Here is a 24,681-nt window from a genome sequence, read left to right on the forward strand (position 1 = left end):
TTCGTGATCATTTTATTGAACTGAATACATTGTAGGTCAAACCGGCTTAACGGGTTATGCATTAGTATCTCTTTCAGGGGATATTGACACATAACCCGCTTTTTTATATCAAAAAATTAATATCAAATTAAAATCCGAGCCGATCATGCCTGAAAGGTTGCTGCTGTTATTTGAATTTCATAGCTTTAAGGCATGATAGTGAGCGAATCAATCGAGGATTTTTACAAAACGCATCCCGCTGCGAAACTGGCTTCCGGTGATACTCTTTCCGGCACTTTGCAGCAAGGACATTTTAATGTTTTTTCCCGGAAATTTTGTAATCGGTATAACGCATACAGCCGAAGAGATTATTATAAGATATCGTTGATTATCGGAAAGGGAAAATTGCTTTACGGCGACACTAAAATTGAGATAAATCAAAATGCGCTCGTCTTCTTTAACCGAAACGTACCTTATTCCTGGGAAACTTCTTCCGAGCAGCAGTCAGGATATTTCTGCCTGTTCAACGACGACTTTCTCAACGGCATGAACCGCACGAAAAGTTTCATGGATTCGCCCATTTCGAAGAGTGATACCATCCCCGTTTATTTCATTAATGAACAGCAGGAAAAATATCTTCTGGAAATATATCAGAAAATGGCGTCTGAGATGGAGTCAAGCTACGTTTATAAATATGAATTGATCAAAAACCATGTTAATCTGATCATACATGAGGCTGTAAAAATGCAGTCATCTAAAGCTTCCAATAGTCATGTCAACGGTTCAAACCGGATCACCACATGCTTCTTTGAGCTCATGGAAAGGCAGTTCCCAATCGATTCCCCCGAACATAAATTACAGCTCCGCACGGCCAAAGATTACGCACAAAGATTGTCCATTCACATCAACCATCTGAACCGCGCACTTAAAGAAGTAACCGGAAAGACAACAACGGAACACATAACGGAGAGACTAATTCAACAGTCAAAGATTTTATTAAAAAACTCCAATTGGAGCATTGCGGAAATTGCCTACTGCCTGGGATTTGAATACCCGGAATATTTCAACAACCTTTTTAAAAAGCAAACAGGAATAACACCAAATTCCTTTAGAAAATGAATGTTTGAATTTTATAAGTTATTATTTGAAATACATAAGAATAACTACCAGCTCGCTTATTACTTTTGTAACCCAAGAATACAGTTTAGAAAATGATCAAAATGAAATTTATTTTCGCAGCAGATCCTCCTAAGACCTCACTAATCTTTCGACAATTCAGGTATTTACCATATTTATTAAAAAACAAAATACTGTACTTGCTATTGGCCGGTTCCTTTTTTGTATCCGCTAAAACCAAAGCTCAGGTCTTAACGATCACAGATGCCATCGAAACAGCTAAAATCAATTATGGAACGCTTAAAGCAAAAGCCAACTACGTTAACGCTTCTAAGGCGACTGTCCAGCAAAGTGTGAAGGATTATCTGCCAAACTTAAACCTTTCGCTTCAACAGGATTACGGAACTGTCAATGGGCAGAACGGTCCGTTGTATGGTCTGGGTGGTTTAGGCGTTGCATCTTCTGGTCTTCCTCTTGGAAACCAAAACTGGAACGCTGCATTTGGCGCTTTATATCTGACAAACGTAAACTGGGACTTTTTTGCATTTGGCCGCGCCCGAGAAAAGATTAATGTTGCCAAATCGACTGTAATACGGGATGAAAGCGATTTGAGTCAGGAATTTTTCCAGCATGAAATTCGCGTCGCAGGCGCATACCTTAATTTGCTGGCAGCGCAGCGGCTGACCCGTTCATGGCAAAATAACCTTATCCGTGCGACGGCCATCAAACAAGTGGTTGTTACAAGAGCAAAGAATGGACTGATCGCAGGCGTGGATTCCTCCCTTGCCAATGCGGAAGTTTCTAACGCAAAAATTGCAATCACGAGAGCCAAAGATTTTGAACAGGAACAAGCAAACCGTTTAGCTGTTCTTATGGGTGTTGAGCAGCAGTCTTTCATACTCGATACGGTTTTCATCGCAAAAATTCCTATTTCCTTCGCTGATTCTATCCATATGCCTGCCGAAAACCATCCGCTTTTAACATATTATTCCAACCGGATTGCCCTGAGCAACCAGCAGGCAAAATATTATCATACGCTAAGTATGCCTGTTTTCACCGCATTCGGCGTTTTCCAAACCAGAGGTTCAGGATTCAGCTCAAATTACGCACAAGACCAACGTGCCTACACTGGCAGTTTTACTGACGGTATCAAACCTGTTCGCTCCAACTACCTTTTAGGTGTGGGCGTGGTTTGGAATATGACCAATGTCCTTCGTATCAGGCATCAGGTATTGTCGCAAAAATTTGTTTCAAACGCGCTACAAAATGAATATGACTTGGTAGATCAGCAGATCAAAAACCAGCTTATTTTATCAAATAACAAGATACAAAATGCATTAGCAAACTATCAGGAAGCTCCCATACAAATAAAATCGGCAACGGACGCGTACATACAGAAAAGCACACTTTATAAAAACGGATTAAGCAATATCGTTGACCTTACCCAAGCTTTGTATATCTTAAATCGTGCAGAAACTGACCGGGATATAGCATATAGCAATGTCTGGCAGGGGCTTTTGCTTAAAGCGGCCGCAACCGGAGACTTTAATTTATTCACCAGCAGTTTTTAGAATATTTCACGAATTGGAAATTTTGGCCTTTTGCTTTAAAATCTTTTCCTGAACCTTCCCCAATTATATGGAATTAATAAGAAGTGCACTTCGCAAACCCATTTCAATTTTAGTGCTTGTTGCCGGGCTTTTTTTCTTTGGTATCAATGCGGTGCGGACTATAAAAGTTGACATTTTCCCAAAAATGGATCTGCCGGTTATTTATATATCTCACCCTTTCGGTGGATTTACACCTAACCAGATGGAGGCTTATTTTGGAAAGCCCTATGTCAATATTTTTCTTTTCGTGAACGGCTTAAAAAGCGTTGAAACGAAAAATATTCAGAGCTTAACGTTGATGAAGCTCAGTTTTTATGAAGGAACAAATATGGCGCAGGCTGCTGCCGAGCTCAGTTCTTTCTGTAACAGGATGCAGTCATCATTCCCGCCCGGTTCGCAACCGCCGTTTATTATTCGTTTCGACGCCTCTACACTTCCCGTTGGCCAGCTCGTTTTCAGCAGTCCGACGCGGTCTAATAACGAGCTTCTTGACCTTGCGCACGTATATGTCCGCTCTTCGTTTACTTCGATTCCCGGACTGGTTTCTCCCCCACCTTTTGGAGGAAACCTTCGGACCATTTTGATCAAGGCAGATCCTGAATTACTGCGTTCCCATAACCTGACACCTGACCAATTGGTTGAAGCCATCCGGTTGAATAACCAGGCGACTCCCGCGGGTAATGTCCGTATCGGTGATAAAAATTATCTTACACCAGCAAATACCTCAATCAAAAATGTACAGGATTTTGGAGGAATTCCTTTGTTCAAAGGGAGCGTTCAAAACTTGTACCTTCGGGATGTGGCCACGATTGAAGACGGCGCTGACCTTACCGCAGGCTATGCCCTTGTCAACGGAAAAAGATCAGTATATCTGCCGATCACAAAATCAGCGGACGCATCGACCTGGGAAGTTGTCCAAAGTTTGAAAAAGGCATTGCCAAGATTTCAGAGCTTACTTCCGGAAGATGTAAAGATCTCATACGAATTTGACCAGTCTGCCTACGTAATAAATGCGGTAGAAAGTTTGATTACGGAGGGTGCGATTGGCGCCGTGCTGACCGGGATTATGGTACTTATCTTTTTGGGTGATCCAAGAGGCGCTTTGATTGTAATTCTTACCATACCCACTTCGATTATTTCCGGGGTTTTGTTCCTTAAGTTATTTGGACAAACCATCAATATCATGACACTGAGCGGGCTTTCCCTGGCTATCGGTATCCTTGTTGATGAATCGACGGTAACGATTGAAAATATTCACCAGCATCTCGATCTGGGAAAACCCAAGGCGCTTGCGATATGGGATGCATGTAAGGAAATTGCTTTCCCGAAGTTATTGATCCTGCTTTGTATCCTTGCAGTATTTGCACCGGCATTTACCATGACCGGTATTCCGGGAGCGCTTTTCCTGCCACTGGCTTTGGCCATCGGTTTTTCGATGCTTGTGTCTTATTTATTATCGCAGACATTCGTGCCGATTATGGCCAACTGGCTGATGAAAGAACATAAGCCAAAACATAAAAAGTCCGCAGATTCCTCAATTGCCGCGACTGAAAGTGATAATTGGGAAGACAAAAAAGAATTGGTTGAAGAGCCAGACAGCAACCACGACGGAAAAGTAACCGGGTTTGAAAGATTCAGATTAGGATTTATGCGGATGCTGGATAAACTTTTACCCAATCGAAAACCGGTTGTAATTGCTTACGTGGTGATTATTTCAGCCTGTGCAGGATTTTTACTGATCAATATCGGGCGCGACGTCCTTCCAAAAGTAAACGGAAAACAATTTCAGCTTCACATCCGCGTGGCAGATGGAACGCGTATTGAGCGCACCGAAGAAAAACTGATTCAAACCATTGGTGTTCTTGAAAAACTGGTTGGTAAGGAAAATATTTCAATCACCTCGGCCTTTGTCGGGATGCATCCTGCACAGTTTTCTGTAAACCCGATTTATTTGTTTACAAGCGGACCGCATGACGCGATCCTCCAGGTGAGTTTGGGGCACGATTACCACGTAAATCTGGACGATTTAAAAGAAGATTTGCGTAAGCAGATGAAGCAAAGTTTACCGGATGTAAAAGTTTCCTTTGAACCGATTGAACTGACTGACAAAATCCTGAGCCAGGGTTCCCCCACTCCTGTGGAAGTCAGGATTATGAGTAAAAATAAAAAACAGAACGAAGAGTATGCCAACAAACTGGCGGCCAAATTAGATCAGATAAGTTTCCTTCGTGACATTCAAATCGCTCAGCCGCTTCATTATCCTTCGGTAAATATCGACATTGACAGAACCCGCGCCGCACAGCTTGGCGTCGATATGTCGGATGTTTCCAGGTCCCTGACTGCCTCTACCTCGTCTTCCCGTTACACCGAAAAAAATGTATGGCTTGATGAAAAAATCGGGCTTAGTTACGCGGTCCAGGTTCAGGTTCCTGAAAATAAAATGAACAGTATCCATAGTATCGGCGAGATCCCGATACTTAAAAATTCTTCAAGACCTGTTTTGAGTGATGTTGCGACCATAAAAATGGACACTACTTATGGAGAAAACGATAATCTGGGCGCTATGCCTATTATTTCCGTTACTGCCAATTTGCACAAAACTGACTTAGGTACTGCAACCAAAGAAGTGCAGGCCGCAATCGCCTCGTTGGGCGAGTTGCCTCGGGGGTTAACGATTGAGCCGATTGGATTGAGCACAGTACTAATTGAGACACTCGACAGCCTTCAATCAGGACTTGGTGTTGCGATCGTGGTAATATTTTTAATGCTTGCAGCTAACTTTCAATCGTTTAAGGTATCGCTAGTCGTCTTGACAACTGTACCGGCAGTGTTGTTAGGTGCCCTTGCGATGTTGACTATCACCGGATCTACATTAAATTTGCAGTCGTATATGGGAATTATCATGTCGGTCGGTGTGTCTATTGCTAACGCCGTACTTCTGGTCACCAATGCCGAAGAGCTCCGAAAGCATAATGGGAACGCATTGATGTCGGCAAAAGAAGCTACATCGCTACGTCTCAGACCGATTTTGATGACGAGCGTTGCGATGGTTGTAGGAATGATCCCGATGGCTGCCGGTTTTGGCGAAGGAGGTGATCAGGCTTCTCCACTTGCCCGTGCCGTGATTGGTGGATTGATCGCCTCAACTTTTTCAGCCTTGATCATTCTTCCATTGGTTTTTGCTTGGGTGCAGGAAAAAACTTCGACTGCTTCGGTTTCTTTGGATCCTGAAGATAAGGAAAGCAAACATTACATACCGGCTCACTAATTAAAAATATTAACGATGCGACCTATTACTCAATATTCGACATTGAACAGTCTGATTCTTGCAGCCCTTATTGGCACAGCGATCGGATGCAAGTCAAATGCGGAAGAAAAAGAACATAAGACAGATGCTCCTGTTGAAAAAACTACAGCTGTTACCGAGACATTCCCACTTAAAAGAGAAGACCTTGCTACTGCATTTCATACGCCCGGCGAGCTTATCTCTTACCAACAAGTTGACTTATATGCCCGGGAAACCAGTTTTGTAAAAAAACTCTATGCGGATGTGGGCACCGAAGTGAAAGCGGGCCAGCTGCTTATTTCCATGGAAGCACCTGAACTGAATTCCCGTCTTGCAGGTGCTGAATCCAGGGTAAAAGCCCAGGAGGCAGCCTACATTGCAAGTAAAGCAAATTATAACCGTCTTCTGGAAACCAGTAAAACGCCGGGGACCATTTCGCCGAATGATCTCGACCAGGCTTTGGCAAGAATGGACGCAGATTATGCACAGCTTCAATCAGCAAAGGCAAGCCAGAAAGAAGTAGGTGCTTCGAAAAATTATCTTGAAGTAAGGGCTCCTTTTTCGGGAATTATTACGGCCAGAAATGTAAACCTGGGCGCCTATGTCGGCCCGTCCGGAAAAGGTTCTGAGTTTCCGTTGTTTACATTGCAGGACCAGAATAAAATGCGTTTGGTGGTTTCAATACCAGAAGCTTACGTGGGCTATGTAAACAACAAAACGGAAATTAAGTTTTCAGTAAAAGCGTATCCAAACGAAGAATTCACAGCAAAAGTGAAACGTTTGGCTGGTGCCCTCGATACCAGACTTCGTTCAGAGCGCATTGAAATGGATGTAATAAATAATGACAAAAAATTGCTTCCTGGTATGATCGCCGAGGTTTCCATCCCGTTAGCCTCGAAAGCCTCATCTTTTGTCGTTCCTAAAACTGCCCTGGTGACGTCCATGGAAAGAGTTTTTGTTGTGAAAGTTGTCGACAACAAAGCCGTTTGGGTTGATGTGCAAAAAGGCAGAGAGTCGGATGAAAATGTTGAAATTTTCAGCGACAGCCTGAAAGTGGAAGACCAGCTGGTCAAAGCAGCCAGCGAAGAAGTTAGAAACGGATCCGCTTTAAATACAAAGATCTAAAATATAAATTGTTACCGCCTGTAAAAATCCCTGAGCCTTCGGCAAGACCGATATGTCCGGGGATTTTTGTTCTTTAAAACTCGGCCAGTATTTGCTTCAACGGAAAATAGCCGAGCATCAGGTCATCTTCCTTTGACTGTTTTTTAATAATTCTTATGGCATACTTTTCGCGGTATATGGCTGGTAGAATTTCCTTAACCGAAAAAATATCATCTATATCAATGCCATATTTGTCGTCAATGTGGGAAGGCGCCCCTTTGAAACCGGTGTGTTTGAAAAAGGCAGTCTGTTTTGAAATACGTATGGCGTCGCCTTGCGTTTTTGCAACGGAAAGCATTTTGTAATGAAATTCGTCAAACTCTCCTGCCTTATATCCGCCAAGATTGATAAAAAATAATTTATACTCGCCAGGTTCAGGTTTTTCACCCCTATCAATAATTTCAATGACATTGCCGTCAACAGAAGTCACCTCTCGAAATGCGTCAACGTGCATTTTTCCTTCTGCTTCCGGCCAGCTCGAAATTATTTCCGGCACCAGATCCTTCATTGAACTTCCAATTCCAAAAAAAATGTCGTGTTGTTCGGTCAACCTTCCCAGAGGCCTGCAACCCAGTAACACCATATATAACTTTTTCGAACGCACAGATAGCCTATTTTAAAAGTGAAATAAAAATGGAAATATTATCCGGTAGTGACAAAAAAATAAAATTAGGATAAATTTACTTTTAAAATTAAGAAAGCCGTTCTGTGAAAATAAAACTTTCCCCCAACAAACGCGTAGTAAGATTTCTGGTTTTCACCTCGATTATTCTATCTGTAAGCAGTCAATTATTTGCGCAGCGTTTCAATTCTGTTGTTTTCAGCAATCTTCCGCAAGATTACCAGCTGTATCCAAGAAATGCACATAGCGATGGGATTATTCCCATTTCAGGCATCGTCGAAGTGACTGGTTACAGTTACGTCTCGATACAGGTTTTTCGCAACGATACGTTTTTCAAATACCTGAAAGCCAGCCTTAAATATGACAGCAAGGGTACAGGATCTTTTGCGGCAGAAACCAGCATAAAGGCAGAATTGGCTCAGTACAGCTTTAAGGTCTTTGCATGTAAAACAACAGATTCAACACTGATCGTAACCAGGAAAAATGTTGTCAGCGGCGATGTTTTTATCGTTGACGGACAGTCAAACTCGACTGGTTTTTTTGATGAGTCGTCCACTGATCCGTACTGCCGGACCTTTGGAAAAATTACTGATGTGCTCAATACCGCACCCTATAATCCGGCGGATACTCTATGGGCACTTTCTAATCAGCAAAAATATCTGACTGGCGTCGGAACCATGGGTTTTGAAATACAAAAACAGCTTTCTCAAAGATATGGCATTCCGAACTGTTTGATAAATGGCGGATTTCACTGGTCTTCCTCTGTGAATCATGCGCAGCGCACGGAAAATAACCCTGCCGATCTGAACACGGGTTATGGACGGCTGTTGTATAGAATTCAAAAAGCTGGTTTACAGAATGCAGTTAAGTCATTTATTTACAGACAGGGAGAATCGGAAGCTTACCACGAAGGTTCTGACTGGCCCGGAAATTTCGAAAAAATACGAAATAACCTAAAATTGGATTTTCCAAAACTCGAACAGATCTATGTTTTCCAGATCGATATTATCTATTTTCCTTCAACAACTGGTGCCGAGCTTAGAGAGTATCAGAGAAGATTGCCTGAACGATATCCTGATGTTCAATCGCTGGCGACAGTTGGAACGAAACAATTCGATGGGTTACATTATGGTCCGGAAGGTTACAGGCAAAACGGATTAGAAGTTTCCAGACTAATCGCCAAGGATTTTTACCAGTTGGGAGATACGCTTAATATTAATTCTCCCTCATTAAAAAAGGTATTTTATACATCTCAGGAGAAAAAACAGTTGATTCTTGTTTTTGACGAAGGACAACAGCTTATCTATCCTGAACCTTATAAAGTGAGCGATCAGGTTACATTGCATATGAAAGACTTTATTTATCTGAATGGTTTCCCCGCGGCAGTGAGCACGGCTCGGGCAGATGGAAACAGAATTGTCCTGGACTTTGCTAATTCGCAGAATGCTTCAAGATTAGACTATCTTCCGCCTTACACGTTGGAGACGAATTATTTCTATCCGTTTAATGGTCCTTATCTGACCAATAAACTAGGAATGCGTGCGTTCACAGTTAATAATTTTTCTATTGTAGATGGCCTGAACTCTCCAAGTTTAATATCCTCGGTTAATCCATTTGCAAACGCAGTTTTAAGCTGGAATGAGATTAACGGAGCGACAAGTTATACGCTCGAACGGAAAATCTCCGGAGAGAATGATTACAAGATTATCGGTAAATTTTCGGCGGCTTCCAGAAGCTTTGAAGACAAAACAAACAGTTTCCCGGGAAAGATCTCATACCGTCTGAAAGCTGGAAATAACGTCGCAGAATCATCTTCATATGCCTATGCGGAAGTGGAAATCCCGGTTGTTTTAGGCTTACAAGAACCTGTAAATGAATTAATTACAGTATATCCTAATCCAGCAGCTACCCATCAGCGCATTACGGTTCGCCCTCAAAATCTGGTAAAAGGTTCGATCCTTCTGATCAATTCCCTAGGTCAAACTCTGCAAAGGAAAGAGATAACTCATCAGACAGAGGCCGGCTTTATTATTGCGGATTTACCTGCAGGAACTTACTTTATTCAATTACAAACAGAAAACAAATCACTGACGAAAAAACTTTCTGTTGTTCGGTAGAATCAGGAAAATGCCGAAAGAAATAACCCGGAATCAGCTGTTTAAATATTTTTAAACCAAAAAAGAATCCCGGCAGATCGCAATTCTGAATATATTTGCAGCATCAAGGAAATGGTGTCTTCCTATCCGAACCGCTCTAACAAGCTGATGGCGCCTGGTCAATTTTAATGTACAACATTATTAACCAGGAATCTTATGTCTGAATCAACTTACAAAATGCTGTCTACTACGAGTAAAAATTACGTTACACTTTTCAACCAAAAGTTTCCATCAACCAGATACATCTTAAAATGGATACTTTTTAGCTCGATACTTGCAGTTTGTGTAGGATCAGCGTCTGCATTTTTTCTGGTATCCTTACAGTGGGCGACTGAAATCAGGGAAACAAACATCTGGTTAATCGCATTGCTGCCATTAGCTGGTTTTCTGATTGGTTTGCTATATTATTATTTTGGAAAAAATGTTGAAGCAGGGAATAACCTTCTGATTGATACCATTCATAACCCTAAGAATTATATCCAGTTCAAGATGGCTCCGTTCGTTCTGATCGGAACAATCACGACACACGTTTTTGGCGGTTCAGCTGGCCGGGAAGGAACCGCATTGCAAATGGCCGGGGCTATTGGGGACCAGTTTTCCAGAATATTCAAACTTAATTCGGTTGATCGCAGAATTTTGCTGATCGCCGCTATCAGTGCCGGTTTTGGATCTGTTTTTGGAACTCCGCTCGCCGGAGCGGTTTTCGGTCTCGAAGTTCTGTTGATAGGAAGGTTGCGATATGACGCGATATTTCCTGCATTTCTCTCCGCAATTCTTGCAAGCCTGGTAACCGACTCATGGCAGGTTTCCCATACACACTACCACATTCCGAACATCCCGAAAATATCTGTTCAGACGATGCTTTACAGTATACTTGCGGCAGTATTATTTGGAATAACAGCAGCTTTTTTCAGTAAAGCAATCCATCAATGCTCAAAGATTTTTAAGTCAAGAATAACTTTTCCACCGTTAAGGCCGGTTTTAGGCGGAATTATTGTAGCTGCGGGAGTCTGGCTGCTTGGTACTACAAAATATTTAGGGCTCGGCATCCCTACTATTCTGCTTTCGTTTGAAGAGAACCTCCCGCCTTATGACTTTCTTCTCAAAATAATTTTTACAGTTATCACATTAAGCGCAGGATTTAAAGGTGGAGAGGTCACTCCCCTCTTTTTTATCGGCGCAACATTAGGCAATGCAATTTCCTATGTAATACCTCTTCCTACAGGCTTACTCGCAGGGATGGGTTTTGTCGCCGTTTTTGCAGGAGCGACAAATACGCCGCTTGCCTGCACATTGATGGCGATTGAATTATTTGGAAGTGAGTGCGGAATTTATGTTGCAATAGCCTGCGTGGTTTCTTATCTTTTTTCAGGCCATAACAGTATTTACACTACCCAAATAATAGGCGAACCTAAAAATGACATTTTCAAGGATCAATCCGGCAAAAAGCTAAGTGAACTTTAACTGTGCGCAACCAGCTTTTTCCATTCAGGATTTTTCTCTAAAAAAGTGAGCACATAAGAACATCGCGGAACAATCTGTTTGTTTTGCGATTCTAACAGCTCCAAAGTTTTTGTTACCATTGCAGATGCCACGCCCCTTCCTTCCAGCTCGGGGGCAACTTCTGTGTGAATCAAGTAAACCAGGTCATATTTGATCACATAGTCAATAAAGGATCTGTGACCGTCTACAACAAATTCGAAATTGTGCTGCTCTTTATTATCAACAAGGGGAATATCTTCGTATTTCACGTTTCAGTAATTTTTGTTTTTTGCCAATTTATAATTTACCTATCCTAAAACCAATCAATTCCTGATCACATTTTTAACACAGTAAAATTTTTGTGTACCATACAAGCAAGCTTTATCAAAAATCCCACCATATTATTCTGGTATACAACTACTTACAATGCACGAGTAACTTATTGAGGGCTTTTTTCTACAACTATAAGGCATAAAACATCTTAAATGTGCCGATTCCCGGCAAATACGGGGAATTAACAAGATATAAAGGGCGAAAATGCTTCTGGCACTCAATTTTAATAATCTTAAATAAACATTTTATCAACAAACTAACTTACTACCACCATGGGAAATCTTCTTTATACAATAGCCGTTATTTTAGTCATTTTGTGGCTGATCGGTTATTTCGGCTTTGCTAGCTTTGGAATGGGAAACATTATTCACATCCTTCTGGTAATCGCTATCGTTGCTGTGATACTTAGAGTGATCCGTGGGGACAGAGTCGTCTAAAAAAATACTTCATCAATAAATATTAGCTCAGGACTGTAAAAAGTTCTGAGTTTTTTTATGCGCGACTCGTCGGACAGCCTGTTTTTACCTGGCATAATTCTTACTAAAAATCAAGGGTTATCCAGAAATCATAGAATTTAAACGATAAAGAATAATGGAAAATCCAGATGAAATAATTATCCCGGAAAGTGTTACAGCGGTTTTCATGAGCCGAGACAGTTCAGAAAGAGCTTATGACGAATTGATATACCGTGGTTATAAACCCGACGAAATAACCGTTTTGATTTCGAATGAAACCAGGGACAAACATTTTCGTGACGGCAGCAATTCTGATCTGACTACCAAAACTTTGGAAAATGCCGGCTTAGGTTCTGCAATTGGCGGAACCGTCGGCGCGGTAACCGGAGCCATCGCAGCAATTGGTACGGCTGTCGTTATTCCAGGTTTGGGAATTGCAGTGGCCGGCCCAATCCTGGCATCTCTGACGGGCGCTGGCGCTGGTGGACTAACAGGAGGGATTATTGGCGCGCTCGTAGGATCAGGGGTCCCAAAGCACCATGCGGAACATTTTGATAAAAGTTTACAGGAAGGCGGGATTATTATTGGCTTCAAACCAAAAACAGTCTCAGACCGCATTGACATTATTACCTCGTGGAATAAATATGGGGGACGACAAATCCATGAAGATTAACTTTCGGCAATCTTCACTAATTTGAAAGCCGGTGTGACTCACCAATCTTCATCGGATTTAAATTGGTATAATAATTATGATCACTAAATGATCGCAAGATTACTTTGAAACATGGCAGATTACATAAAATGTAAACATGATAACGGTTTTTTCGTGTTTGATACCATTGAAAAATATCCGGAAGATGTGGCCGCCGATATACTGGATGAATTCGTAAAACAGGATCTGGAAGCAATTATTTACAAAACATCCGGCGATCATCTCTTTCAGGTGACAGGAAGAATCAGAGAAAATTATGTTAAACTTATTCTAAATGAAGCGCATACAGATCCGGTATTGAATAAAATGAACAAAATAAAAGAAGCTCTTGAATATAGCATTCAGGATCTTGTTTTGAATAACATGGATTAGCGTAAACAATTTATTAAAATGACACACGAAAAGGTATTTAAACGAAAGGATGGGAGCCTGGTTAAAGTATCGGTCTGGTTATATGTTCATCTTAATAAATCGAACTGGGGGTATTCTATTTTTCTGAAAGAAAAGGATGCAGATAAGTGGATCGATCCATTTAGCGACAACGAATACATTACCCGCGTCATGAAACCGCAATTTATCAATGGTCTCAAGCATGATACCTTTGATAATTATGTCACAAAAAAAGAAATACTTCAGGCGAAACTTGAACTTTGGGAAATCATCAAACCTGTTTGATGATTTCCCAAAGTTTTACAAAATATTTTCAAGCGTTTTCCAAACCGTTTCAGCTACTATTTTATGGCCTTCAGCCGTAGGATGTATACCGTCAGGAAGATTCAATTTGGCTTCTCCGCCAACATTTTCTAAAAGAAATGGAATTAAGGTCAGTTTATTTTTGGCTGCCAGATCAGGGTAGACATTCTTAAAATCGGTGATGTAGGTTTTACCCATGCTAGGAGGCATCTGCATACCAGCTAGTACCAGTTTCGCATCGGGATATTTCGCCTTTACCTTATCCAGGATGGACTGTAAATTCTTCTTCGTTTCGCTAACCGGAATGCCGCGCAAACCATCATTTCCACCGAGCTCTAAAATAAAAATATCCACAGGCTGTTTCAAAATCCAGTCAATCCTGCTGTTTCCACCTGCTGAGGTTTCACCACTTACTCCTGCATTAACAACCTTATAATCAAGACCAAGTGAATCAATTCTTTTTTGTGTTAAGCCGGCAAATCCTTGTGTTGGATCGTCCAGTCCATAGGCAGCAGTCAGACTATTGCCGAAAAAAAGAATGGTTTTTGTTTGCTTTTTATCAACCCCTTTTTCAATTGCGGTTGAGTCATTCTGATTTGGTTCAGTTTTTTTATTATTGTTGCACGCGGCTATCAAAGTTACTAAAACGAATAATCGCGCAATTGAAAAAAGTGAGCTCATGAAATATTTTTGATTAAATGCTTCGCTGATGATTTGTAATAAATACAATTTTGATGCCTTCATTTTTCAAATTGAACACCATCAACATGTAAAAATATAATATTAATGATTTATATTTCCTGTTAAGTATTTTCTTGTGATCAATTGGATCAATCATCTCCTTTCTGCCAGAAGAAAACCAGTAACGCTAGAACGAAAATAATTAATGAATACGATACTTAATCTTGAAGAAGTAAGTAAAATATATAAAAGCGGTGATCGTTCCCTGACGGTTCTGGACAAAATAAGTTTTTCCATTGAAGCTGGCTCGACAATGTCCATTGTCGGGCCATCGGGAAGCGGCAAAACAACACTTTTGGGTTTATGTGCCGGGCTTGATCGGTCTACTTCAGGAAAAGTTGAATTGCATGAAACCCGTCTGGACGGTCTGAGTGAAGATCAGCTTGCTGCAGTGCGAAATCAATATGTCGGATTTATTTTCCAGAATTTTCAGCTTCTTCCTACATTGACTGCTCTTGAAAACGTAATGGTACCGCTGGAACTACGCGGAGAAAAAAACATTCGTCCGCGGGCTTTGGATCTGTTGGATAAAGTTGGTCTCGCTGAACGCAGCCACCACTATCCTACCCAACTGAGCGGCGGCGAGCAGCAGCGTGTTTCACTGGCACGGGCATTTTCAAATAGGCCCCAAATACTTTTTGCCGACGAGCCAACCGGTAATCTGGATGCTGAAACCAGCGAAAAAGTAGTCAAATTGCTATTCGATTTAAATCGCGAAGCAGGAACAACTTTGGTTGTCGTTACCCACGATTTGGATCTTGCAGCAAAAACGCAACGGATTATCAAAATTAAAGGAGGAAAAATTATCTCCGACACCCAGACACAATGATTTCTTCCGACAATACTTTTGATAAACGAAACGGCCTGAATTTACCCTGGCTTTTGCAAATGGCCTGGCGAGACAGCCGAAAAAACCGTTCAAGACTTCTTCTTTTTGTGTCTTCCATTGTCCTTGGAATTGCCGCTCTCGTAGCTATTTATTCCTTAGGTGACAATCTCAGACAAAATATTGATAACCAGGCAGCTGAACTTCTTGGCGCCGATCTCCAGGTTTCAGCAAACCGCCCGGTGACCGGGAATGTAAAAAAAATGATTGACTCTCTGGGAACAGAGCGTTCCGAAGAGCGCAGTTTTGCGTCGATGATTTTATTTCCTAAAAGCAACGGTAACCGTCTTGCACAAGTCAAAGCGTTGGAAGGAAATTTTCCCTTTTACGGAGAACTGGAAACAATGCCAGCAGATGCGGGAAAAACTTTCAGGCTCGGCAAACAGGCAATTGTCGATCAGACTTTGATGCTGCAATACAATGCTAAAGTAGGTGATTCAATAAAAGTTGGTGAAGAAACTTTTAGCGTTGCCGGCATTTTGATGAAAGCTCCTGGCCAGACGGGACTTACAAGTTCAGTCGCACCATCTGTATATATTCCGATGAAGTATCTTGACCAAACCGGTTTGATGCAAAAAGGGAGCCGTGTGGCATACAGACATTATATCAAATTCAAATCGGGTACGGATGTTGAAAAACTTATAAAAAATATAGAGCCCAGACTGGAAGCTGCTGATCTGGATCACAAAACGGTGCAAAGCCAAAAAGAAGATACCGGCAGATCTTTTAAGGATTTGACCCAGTTTCTTGCCCTGGTTGGTTTTATAGCACTTCTATTAGGCTGCATCGGTGTGGCCAGCGCTGTACATATCTATATCCGTGAAAAACTTAATTCTATTGCGATTCTTCGCTGTCTGGGTGTAAAAGGCTATCAGGCATTTCTAATTTATCTGATTCAAATCGCAGGAATCGGACTTTTCGGATCAATTCTTGGAGCGGCTCTTGGAAGTATTATTCAGCAGTTTCTGCCCATTGTGATAAAAGATTTTCTACCATTTGAACTTACAACTGGAATTTCCTGGTCCGCTATTGGACAGGGAATTGGCATTGGACTTATCATTTCAATTCTATTTGCAATGCCGCCGTTGGTCGGTATCCGCAAAATTTCGCCTTTGAATGTTCTTCGAAATACAAGTGAGTCGGGCCCGATGGAAAAAGATCCTGTAACATGGATCGTCTATGTTCTTATAGTCCTTTTCATCTTTAGTTTTTCGTATCTCCAAACCCGAAACTGGATTCAGGCTTTATCTTTTACAGGCGGGATCATGGGCTCTTTTATTGTCCTGACAGCCATGGCAACGAGCCTGATGTGGCTTGTTCGCAGATTTTTCCCATCGTCGTGGAGTTACTTATGGAGACAGGGGCTGGCAAATTTATTCCGGCCTAATAATCAGACCGTGATCCTGATTGTCTCGATTGGTCTTGGAACTTTGTTTATCTGCACCTTATTTTTTACGCAAACGATTCTCTTAAACCGCGTTAAACTCTCTTCAAGCGGAAACAAACCCAATATAGTTCTTTTTGATATTCAGTCTCACCAAAAAGATGCTGTTGTTTCCCTGGCGAAACAGCAGGGATTACCAGTTAATGAAACGGTTCCGATCGTGAATATGCGACTGGAATCGGTCAATGGCAAGAACGGAGCCACGGCTAAAAGCGATACCTCCAAAGAACAGTCCCGGCGCATTTTTGGACGTGAATACCGTGTGACATTCCGCGATTCCTTAACAGCTTCGGAAAAACTGGTACAAGGTAAATGGACAGGTTCTCATACCGATCCGTCCAGACTTATTCCTGTTTCAGTTGAGGAAGGTTTTGCCATAAGAAATCATATGAAATTAGGCGATACACTTCTTTTCAATGTGCAAGGTGCGATGATGGAAACTGTTATCGGAAGTATGCGGGAAGTAAATTGGGCCGAAGTTCAAACAAACTTTCTTGTTGTTTTCCCTAAGGGTGTGTTGGAAGAGGCGCCTCAATTCCATGTTGTACTGACCCATGTTTCATCTCCGGAAATGTCTGCAAGATTCCAAACCGCTTTGGTTCAGAAGTTTCCTAATGTCTCTATTATCGATCTGGCCTTGGTGCTCAAAGTAATCGATGAGTTATTTAATAAGATAGGATTTGTCATCCGGTTTATGGCCGGATTCAGTATTCTTACGGGACTTGTTGTTTTAATATCGTCCGTATTGATAAGTAAGTATCAACGGCTGCAGGAAAGTGTTTTGTTAAGAACGCTCGGAGCGAGCAGAAAACAGATTTTTGCCATCACCGCGCTGGAGTATTTTTTTCTGGGAGCGATGGCAGCCGCTACCGGAATAATTCTCGCTTTGATTAGTAGTTTTGCGCTGGCCAAGTTTACATTTGAGACCGAATTCAAACCAGAAGCACTGCCGGTTCTGATATTATTTTTTATTGTTTCCGGATTGACGGTTTTTATAGGATTAATCAATAGCCGGGGAATATTATCTAAATCGCCACTAGAAGTTTTACGGCAGGAAGCCTGAGTCTTATCAAAAAAAATCGATTAACAAGCGATCTTAATTTCCTTGGTGGATACGCAACAGTGTGTCCAGGCTAATGCCTAAATAAGAAGCAATATGCTCCAAAGGAACCCTCTCAATAACTTGGGGCTGAATTTTAATCATGTAGTCATAGCGCTTCTGCGCTGTGTCAAACTGGAATAGTTTCGCCTGTTCCTCTTGTCTTGCTAAGACACCTTCCATAAGTTTTCGGCCCATGGCATCAATTTCAGAGGACCGGCTGAAAAGTTCATATAGCCGGTCTTTATCAAAAATAATAGCTTCCAGATCCTCTTCGGCCAGAATTGCATATTCTGATCCTTTTCCCTGTTTCAAACTTCGAATATTGGTTGCCAGTTCATTTTCAAAATAAAAATTGGTATTAAGCTCCTGCCCTTCATGATGATAAACAGCTCTGCAATATCCACTTTCAATAAAAAAAATAGATTGGCAAAGTTCACCTGTTTTCAAAAGGGACTCCCCTTTCTGATACCTTCGGACAGTCAGAACCTTTTTCAACGATTCCCAATTTTTATCAGAGATCTCCGGGTGGTGCAACCTGATATAAGCGTAAAGATTTTCCAAGTTTCGAGGATTTAAGTAAAAATCTAACTTATATTTTTATAAAACACATTTACTAGGCTAAAAAAAGTGTGGCCGCACACACAATGATCCAAAACTCCAATTATTTATAGAATTTATTAAGTTTTATCCTTTATTCAAAATATTGTCAAACAACTTATCGGAAGCAGAATTATTTTTATAAAATACCAGACATATCTCTGCCGAATTACAAAATAGAAGTGACAAAAAGTTTGCCAGTAACGGTCGGATATTGCAGTTTGTAGCCTCAGATCGGGGATGTCCATGATGTATAATTGGATTTGGAATGATTATTTTAAACCGAGCCGAATCTGACTCTAACAATGTTCGAGCAGAAACATTTCATCAAACAAATCTTTAAAATTAACTGTCATGACTTTCATAGAATCACTATCAAATACGGGTGAAAAGCCGGTAAAACTTTTTGTTCAGGACGTGGGGCAAGGAAAACCAGTAGTATTTATTTCCGGATGGCCGCTAAGCAGCGAGATGTGGGAGTATCAGTTCAACGTGCTACCAAAACATTTCATCCGATGTATCGGCTATGACCGCCGCGGTTTTGGAAAATCCGATAAACCATGGGACGGTTATGATTATGATACGCTGGCTTCCGACTTAAATGCAGTGCTTGAAGAGCTTGACCTTTATGAAGTAACACTTGTCGGTTTTTCAATGGGCGGCGGCGAAGTGGTTCGTTATCTGGCAAAATATGGAGACAAAAGAATTGCAAGGGTGGCATTGATCAGTTCTGTCGTACCGTTTATGCTGCAAACTGACAATAATCCAGACGGACTACCAAAGGAAATGTTTGACGAATTTGTAGCAAATACTGAAGAGGACAGACCGAAATTTCTGGCAGAATTCGCTAAATCCTTCTATGGTAATTCTTTTTTGAATTCTAATGTGAGCGATGAAATTCTCATATGGCACAATGCCCTGGCATTGCAGGCGTCGGGAAGGGCGACAAGTCGTTGCATCCGTTCGTTCAGTGAAACAGATTTCAGATCAGATCTTGTTAAAGTAAAGGTTCCGGTTCTGATCATTCACGGGGATGCAGACAAGACAGTTCCCATTGAAGTAAGTGGACAGAAAACATCCGAGCTTTTGCCATCTGCTGAATATATCATTTACGAGGGCGCCCCTCATGGACTGTTCGTTACAGAAAAGGAGCGATTAAATAATGATCTGATTAGATTTATAGGAGGAATTGTTCATGAAGATTCTGACCTTCCGGAAGGATCCGGTGAGCCGTATTCGCCAAATGTAGGGACAATATAACGATACTGCCATAAGGCTAAACTGCTCCCTGTTATCAGGCAAGTCTGATCCGGGGAGTTTTTTTATCAATGCGCCGCAAAATTCAGTGCTTATTAAAACAGAAAAATATGTTTTCAGAAAAACTTAATCTAACCGGAAAGACAGCCCTGATTACGGGTTCAAGCCAGGGAATTGGTGAAGGCATTGCACATACCTTCGCAGAATTCGGCGCAAATATAGTATTGCACTATCTCGGGGGAAAAGAAGGGGCAGAAAAGGTACGTTCCGAGATAAAAGAGCAATATAAGGTTGACGCGCATTTGATTCAGGCAGATTTTACCGAAGAAGATGGTGTAGATAAATTCTACGAAAGCGTCCTGAATAAAGTAGGGCAAATTGATATACTCGTCATTAACGCCTCCGTTCAAATGGCGAAGGACTGGAACGATTTTACACCGTCTGATTTCGATGAACATATACAGGCAAACTTCAAATCAACATTTTTTCTCATGCAACGCTTCGCGCCTGCGATGGTCGAACGACATTGGGGACGCATTGTAACGATCGGAAGTGTACAGCAAATTAAACCGCATCCTGCCATGATTGCTTACGCTGCTACAAAATCTGCTGTTCTAAATCTTGTACAAAACATTGCCATGCAGCTGGCAGACAAGGGAGTAACAGTAAACAACCTGGCTCCAGGGGTTATCAACACTCCGCGAATTGAGGAGGAAGTCCCTGAGGCTGATGAAAGAATTCTACAACGTATGCATACGCCGTCCGGTAAAATTGGGGAGCCCGAAGACTGCGCAGGAATGGCTCTTTTTCTATGTTCTGAGGCGGGAAAATTTATAACCGGCCAAAATATATTCGTAGACGGAGGAATGAGCCTTTAATATAAAAATTCTTTCAGCACTATTTTTATCCGGAGTTCTGGCCTGGTTATGACAAATCCGGATGGGATTGATTACTTCATTTAACAAATTACTAAAATGGCAAAATATTCAGAGAAAGCCAGTAAAAAGGTAGAACAAGCAATCCATACAGAGAAAGAAGGAAAACTTCGAACTGGTACAGGAAAAAAGGTTACATCCAGGAAACAGGCTATAGCCATCGGGCTCTCAGAAGCCAGAAAAGAAGGAGCAAAAGTACCTCAGAAAAAGGACTAGTATTTGAAAATTATTTAAACAGTGGAGAGTAACCAGGAAAAAACGCGTGCTCACCACTATTTTATCACAACGTCTGCACGTCTGTTTTCGGGAAACACAATAAGTTTACTGATCTCTCCGTCCTTTATTTCCGCTTGTATCGTCGTCTGATAAGGTGCATGAAGTTTAAATTTCCCATTCCAGTGCTTTGGCCATGCCGGTAGCAAATATATTTTTTTATCATCCACCTGCATAATCATTTCCTGTAAACCAATCATGGCAGAACCACCCCAGTTATGATCGGGAGTCCAATCGAAGCCCGGGCCCCAGAAAGTCGGAAAACGATGTTTGGAATCCTTGAATTTTTCTCTCGTTAAATCCACAGCTTCATCCGTCAGCCCAAGTCGGGCAGCGAAAATGCTGTACTGCCGCCAACCAATATGACTTCGAAATTTTACAGCGTGAGGATCGAACTTATAGGTATTGATGGCTACGTCAAGATCCGGCTTGCCGACACCATAAATCCCCCATGGAAAAACAGGATACAGCTGCGGCGTTTCTGAGTTTTGAACTCTGCTCCATACAACGGCGGGAGCCAATGTTTTATGCCCACCAAATTGTTGAAACGGCATCGGTGGAATTCGGCTCAGCATCGCTGCCCAGCGCTCCTTTTGTTTCTGGTCAAGGTATCCATCCGGAAGTGCGAGCAATCTTTCCAATGTAATCTTCAAAGCGGAAATAACGGTGGTAGAATTGTAGGTCATCTTAAAAGTTTCCGCAGCCGTACTTGGATACAGAATATAGTGACCGTTTTCATCAAATGCTTTGGTCCCAAATTTCAATGCAAGCTGTTGATAATGTTCATCGTAAAAAGTTAAACAACTCTCGATAAAAGGAATATAAAGCCGGATGTCCCGCCCCTCGTAACGCTCAGTTTCCAACATCATCAAACAGAACTCAAACACGGTTTCCCATAAATATTCCAGCCATGGGTTATATTCCATGCCCGCATCATATCCAGGTGGTCTTTTTATGATGTACTCCGAAATGTTAGGAAGCCCGAAATTTTCGATCTGCTCAGTAAAGGATGCGCCGTTATGATTCCAATAAATTTTGCTTCTTAATTCGGCATTGTGCAGTGCATTCAGATAAAAATCAAATTGAGATTTTAGCATATCAAAATCTCCGCTTTTCAGCATAGGAAAATATACCAGACGCTGGTTTTGCGCGGTCATCGCTCCGCCACCCCATAATCTGAAATCGGGTGAGTAACTGTAATTTTTGTCTACATATTCCGGATCGAAAGTAAATAACCCTCCGTTAAACTTTGTCGGCCATTTGCCGTATGCATTGCAGCCAAGCTGATAACGGAACAACTGGTAATTCCTCGAAATCGTACTATCGCTTCCGTCAATGAATATATAACTTCTGTTCCAGAAATCTTTCCACCAATTTCGGGTTTTGACCAAGGCAGTTTTCTGTTCGGAAACTGATTTTCTCATGACATTTTGCAGGTCATTTTTCCAGTCTTCGAGCGACGGTGATTGTGCCACATGAAGCCCGATTTCTAATTGAAAAATCCTGGATTCTTTGATACTTTCCAACTTCCAGGATTTAAAATTGGTACTCGCATAATATCCTTGGTCATTTCCCGAGGGCTTCATATTTTTCCCCCGCACTAACCCACCAAATGTATTATTTTTTACCGGATCAAACATTTCATTTTTTACCGTTTCCATCCCCTCCATTTTTACCGTGTAGTCGAAAATATTCTCCTTGCCCGGATTATTACGGTGATAAAAAATAATCTGATTGTCTTGAAAACTCACATCGTCTTTTAATGTTAAGATATCAAAAGGTTGTTTATGCCGGTAAGAATTTGCCCGAAATTCGGTTCCTGTTATCAGATGATCTTCGAGACGCCAAGACTCATAAGCTGCCGTTAACTTTGTTGCAAGCCTACTTTTTATATCGACATGGACGACCGGATTGAAAACATCTACCCACAGGTTCAGCTCTGCATCACCACCTGTAATTCTGACACCGCCCTCTGAAAGCCGAAGTTCCTGACGAAAATCTTGCCCTTTAAATGGGTTGGATGAAAGTTTCAACCGCATTCTTCCCAGCTTTAACATCTGATTATTTTCATCAAATGTGCCACTTCGGGACAAATAAAAAAGCACGTCGCCATTTTCTACCCATACATTCAGGCCAATATCTCCGCCGCCGCAAGGCATTGACTCAGAGGAGTTTTTACTTCCTGAAGTCCATACAACATTATAGGTAGCAAGCTCCTTGGGCTGGGCAGACAGATAATTTGAGAAAATTACAAAAAGACAGACAAGAAAATTTTTGGTCATCAAGCATGAATTTAAACACGACGCAACATGCCCCATTGTTATGATAAAATATCTTTTACGATCGATCCGTGTACATCCGTGAGCCTGAATCTTCGCCCCTGAAACTTATATGTTAACCGCTCATGGTCAACGCCCATCAGATGCATTAAAGTAGCTTGAAAATCATGCACATGAACTGGATTTTTTACGATATTGTAACTAAAATCATCTGTTTCTCCGAAGCTGATCCCCGGTTTCACGCCTGCTCCCGCCATCCAGATCGTAAAACACCTCGGATGGTGATCGCGCCCATAATCGTCTGCCGTGAGTTTTCCCTGAGAATATACTGTCCGCCCGAATTCACCACCCCAGATCACCAGCGTATCATCCAGAAGTCCTCTTCTTTTTAAATCCATAATCAAAGCCGCCGTGGGCTGATCTGTATTTTTGCATTGGTGCGCAATTCCTTTGGGCAGTCCACCGTGATTATCCCAGCCCTGATGATATAACTGTACAAATTTCACATCCTTTTCGACGAGTTTTCGGGCTAAAATACAATTCGCCGCATACGTCCCAGAGTCACGGCTATCCGGTCCGTAGAGTTGAAATACTTCATCCGGTTCGTCCTTCGTATCCATCACTTCCGGTACCGATGTTTGCATCCGGTAGGCCATTTCATACTGCGCAATCCGGGCATCAACTTCGGGATCTCCGTAAGCTTCATTTTGTAATTTATTCAGTTTGGATAAATAATCCAGCATTTCCTTCCGGTCAGATCCGTCATACCCTTCCGGATTATTCAGAAATAAAACAGGGTCTTTACCCGCACGAAATTGTACTCCCTGATGCTTGGACGGCAGAAAACCATTTCCCCACAAACGTGCATACAACGGCTGATCCTTTGCTCCGTTTTTTGAAACCAAAACAATGAAAGTCGGAAGATTTTGATTATCAGAGCCCAGACCGTAACTTACCCAAGACCCAATCGACGGTCTTCCGGGAAGCTGATTCCCAGTTTGGAAAAAGGTGATCGCAGGATCATGATTGATCGCTTCTGAATGAATGGATTTAATTATACATAGTTCGTCAACAACTTTGGCTGTATGAGGCATCAGCTCGCTGACCCAGGTTCCGCTTTTTCCAAACTGATTAAATTTATAAATCGAAGGGACCATTGGGAGCGCGCTTTGATTAGCACTCATCCCTGTCAGTCGCTGCCCTTTCCTGACTGAATCCGGAAGGTTCTGCCCTGCAAGATCTACCAGTTTGGGTTTGTAATCAAAAGTTTCGAATTGAGACGGACCACCGCTCATAAAAAGGTAAATTACCTTTTTTGCTTTTGGAGCAATATGAGGTAATGCTTTGAGAATTTCCTGTTCAAAATCTGCTGCGCTTTCCGGCACAGCTTTCGGCGAAGAACTGAAAATCTTCTCCGCACCGAACAGAGAACCCATGGCAAGAGCACCCAGCCCAAGCGATGTTTTGGTTAGAAAACGTCGCCTGTCAAGCTTTATATTCAGCTGTTTAAATTCAGGACTATTCAGCCTGAATTCTTCATCGTGATGGTGTGGCATGCG

The 24,681-nt window shown here is 41.8% G+C and carries 21 protein-coding genes and 1 riboswitch; of the genes, 15 read left to right on the forward strand and 6 right to left on the reverse strand.

What is annotated here, in order from left to right; all coding sequences use genetic code 11:
• The first annotated feature begins 192 nt into the window (after positions 1-192).
• The 4 genes from BMY70_RS03140 (at position 193) to BMY70_RS03155 (ending at position 7,116) form a co-directional block, all read left to right on the forward strand.
• Positions 193-1,098: a helix-turn-helix domain-containing protein gene (locus BMY70_RS03140; RefSeq protein WP_090331841.1), complete on the forward strand. Its 906-nt coding sequence runs from the start codon at positions 193-195 to the stop codon at positions 1,096-1,098.
• A 203-nt stretch (positions 1,099-1,301) separates the two neighbouring features.
• On the forward strand, positions 1,302-2,666 hold the full coding sequence (locus BMY70_RS03145) for a TolC family protein (protein ID WP_229209453.1): 1,365 nt from the start codon (positions 1,302-1,304) through the stop codon (positions 2,664-2,666).
• A 67-nt stretch (positions 2,667-2,733) separates the two neighbouring features.
• Complete coding sequence (locus tag BMY70_RS03150) at positions 2,734-5,973, forward strand: efflux RND transporter permease subunit (protein WP_090331843.1); 3,240 nt, start codon at positions 2,734-2,736, stop codon at positions 5,971-5,973.
• Between the two features lie 15 nt (positions 5,974-5,988).
• Positions 5,989-7,116 carry an efflux RND transporter periplasmic adaptor subunit gene (locus tag BMY70_RS03155; RefSeq protein WP_090331845.1) on the forward strand — a complete coding sequence of 376 codons (1,128 nt, stop codon included), beginning with the start codon at positions 5,989-5,991 and terminating at the stop codon, positions 7,114-7,116.
• A gap of 73 nt (positions 7,117-7,189) precedes the next feature.
• Here BMY70_RS03155 and BMY70_RS03160 read toward each other — a convergent pair whose 3' ends face one another.
• Positions 7,190-7,759 (reverse strand): DUF1543 domain-containing protein, encoded by a 570-nt coding sequence (locus tag BMY70_RS03160; protein WP_229209454.1) that lies wholly within the window; start codon positions 7,757-7,759, stop codon positions 7,190-7,192.
• Between the two features lie 104 nt (positions 7,760-7,863).
• Here BMY70_RS03160 and BMY70_RS03165 point away from each other — a divergent pair, with 104 nt between their 5' ends.
• Positions 7,864-9,894 (forward strand): T9SS type A sorting domain-containing protein, encoded by a 2,031-nt coding sequence (locus tag BMY70_RS03165; RefSeq protein ID WP_090331849.1) that lies wholly within the window; start codon positions 7,864-7,866, stop codon positions 9,892-9,894.
• Between the two features lie 98 nt (positions 9,895-9,992).
• A riboswitch (Fluoride riboswitch) is annotated at positions 9,993-10,058 on the forward strand.
• 31 nt (positions 10,059-10,089) lie between these two features.
• Positions 10,090-11,397 carry a voltage-gated chloride channel family protein gene (locus tag BMY70_RS03170; protein ID WP_090331851.1) on the forward strand — a complete coding sequence of 436 codons (1,308 nt, stop codon included), beginning with the start codon at positions 10,090-10,092 and terminating at the stop codon, positions 11,395-11,397.
• Here the strand turns inward: BMY70_RS03170 and BMY70_RS03175 are convergent.
• Positions 11,394-11,684, reverse strand: a complete 291-nt coding sequence (locus BMY70_RS03175; RefSeq protein ID WP_090331853.1) for a GNAT family N-acetyltransferase — start codon at positions 11,682-11,684, stop codon at positions 11,394-11,396. The two genes, BMY70_RS03170 and BMY70_RS03175, sit on opposite strands and share 4 nt — an antisense overlap.
• A 336-nt stretch (positions 11,685-12,020) precedes the next feature.
• Here BMY70_RS03175 and BMY70_RS30620 point away from each other — a divergent pair, with 336 nt between their 5' ends.
• The 4 genes from BMY70_RS30620 to BMY70_RS03190 all read left to right on the forward strand — a co-directional run bounded on the left by BMY70_RS30620 (position 12,021) and on the right by BMY70_RS03190 (position 13,590).
• Positions 12,021-12,185: a lmo0937 family membrane protein gene (locus BMY70_RS30620; RefSeq protein ID WP_137339943.1), complete on the forward strand. Its 165-nt coding sequence runs from the start codon at positions 12,021-12,023 to the stop codon at positions 12,183-12,185.
• Between the two features lie 154 nt (positions 12,186-12,339).
• The gene (locus tag BMY70_RS03180) at positions 12,340-12,876 is read left to right on the forward strand and encodes a hypothetical protein (protein WP_090331855.1); all 537 of its coding nucleotides are present in this window, start codon (positions 12,340-12,342) and stop codon (positions 12,874-12,876) included.
• A gap of 111 nt (positions 12,877-12,987) precedes the next feature.
• Positions 12,988-13,287, forward strand: coding sequence for a hypothetical protein (locus BMY70_RS03185; RefSeq protein ID WP_090331856.1), 300 nt, complete (start codon positions 12,988-12,990; stop codon positions 13,285-13,287).
• A gap of 18 nt (positions 13,288-13,305) precedes the next feature.
• On the forward strand, positions 13,306-13,590 hold the full coding sequence (locus BMY70_RS03190; protein WP_090331858.1) for a hypothetical protein: 285 nt from the start codon (positions 13,306-13,308) through the stop codon (positions 13,588-13,590).
• A gap of 15 nt (positions 13,591-13,605) precedes the next feature.
• Here BMY70_RS03190 and BMY70_RS03195 read toward each other — a convergent pair whose 3' ends face one another.
• Complete coding sequence (locus BMY70_RS03195) at positions 13,606-14,289, reverse strand: arylesterase (RefSeq protein ID WP_090332641.1); 684 nt, start codon at positions 14,287-14,289, stop codon at positions 13,606-13,608.
• A gap of 205 nt (positions 14,290-14,494) precedes the next feature.
• On the opposite strand from BMY70_RS03195, the gene BMY70_RS03200 reads away from it, so the two are divergent.
• Complete coding sequence (locus BMY70_RS03200) at positions 14,495-15,178, forward strand: ABC transporter ATP-binding protein (protein ID WP_090331860.1); 684 nt, start codon at positions 14,495-14,497, stop codon at positions 15,176-15,178.
• Positions 15,175-17,742: an ABC transporter permease gene (locus BMY70_RS03205; protein ID WP_229209456.1), complete on the forward strand. Its 2,568-nt coding sequence runs from the start codon at positions 15,175-15,177 to the stop codon at positions 17,740-17,742. The genes BMY70_RS03200 and BMY70_RS03205 overlap by 4 nt, the downstream gene beginning before the upstream one ends.
• Before the next feature lie 33 nt (positions 17,743-17,775).
• Here BMY70_RS03205 and BMY70_RS03210 read toward each other — a convergent pair whose 3' ends face one another.
• Positions 17,776-18,342, reverse strand: coding sequence for a Crp/Fnr family transcriptional regulator (locus BMY70_RS03210; RefSeq protein WP_090331862.1), 567 nt, complete (start codon positions 18,340-18,342; stop codon positions 17,776-17,778).
• A gap of 390 nt (positions 18,343-18,732) precedes the next feature.
• On the opposite strand from BMY70_RS03210, the gene BMY70_RS03215 reads away from it, so the two are divergent.
• From BMY70_RS03215 to BMY70_RS30795, 3 genes are all read left to right on the forward strand, one after another.
• A complete protein-coding gene (locus BMY70_RS03215; RefSeq protein WP_090331864.1) occupies positions 18,733-19,638 on the forward strand; it encodes an alpha/beta fold hydrolase in 906 nt (301 codons plus the stop codon).
• Positions 19,639-19,745: 107 nt separating this feature from the next.
• Entirely contained in the window at positions 19,746-20,513 is a 768-nt protein-coding gene (locus BMY70_RS03220) for an SDR family NAD(P)-dependent oxidoreductase (RefSeq protein ID WP_090331866.1), read from the forward strand.
• Positions 20,514-20,609: 96 nt separating this feature from the next.
• A complete protein-coding gene (locus tag BMY70_RS30795; protein ID WP_177196945.1) occupies positions 20,610-20,786 on the forward strand; it encodes a DUF6496 domain-containing protein in 177 nt (58 codons plus the stop codon).
• Positions 20,787-20,842: 56 nt separating this feature from the next.
• Here BMY70_RS30795 and BMY70_RS03225 read toward each other — a convergent pair whose 3' ends face one another.
• Positions 20,843-23,125, reverse strand: a complete 2,283-nt coding sequence (locus BMY70_RS03225) for a DUF5703 domain-containing protein (RefSeq protein WP_090331868.1) — start codon at positions 23,123-23,125, stop codon at positions 20,843-20,845.
• Positions 23,126-23,163: 38 nt separating this feature from the next.
• Positions 23,164-24,678 carry a DUF1501 domain-containing protein gene (locus BMY70_RS03230; protein WP_090331870.1) on the reverse strand — a complete coding sequence of 505 codons (1,515 nt, stop codon included), beginning with the start codon at positions 24,676-24,678 and terminating at the stop codon, positions 23,164-23,166.
• Positions 24,679-24,681: the final 3 nt, after the last annotated feature.

The sequence above is a fragment of the Dyadobacter koreensis genome, from assembly GCF_900108855.1.
Taxonomy (GTDB): Bacteria; Bacteroidota; Bacteroidia; order Cytophagales; family Spirosomataceae; genus Dyadobacter; species Dyadobacter koreensis.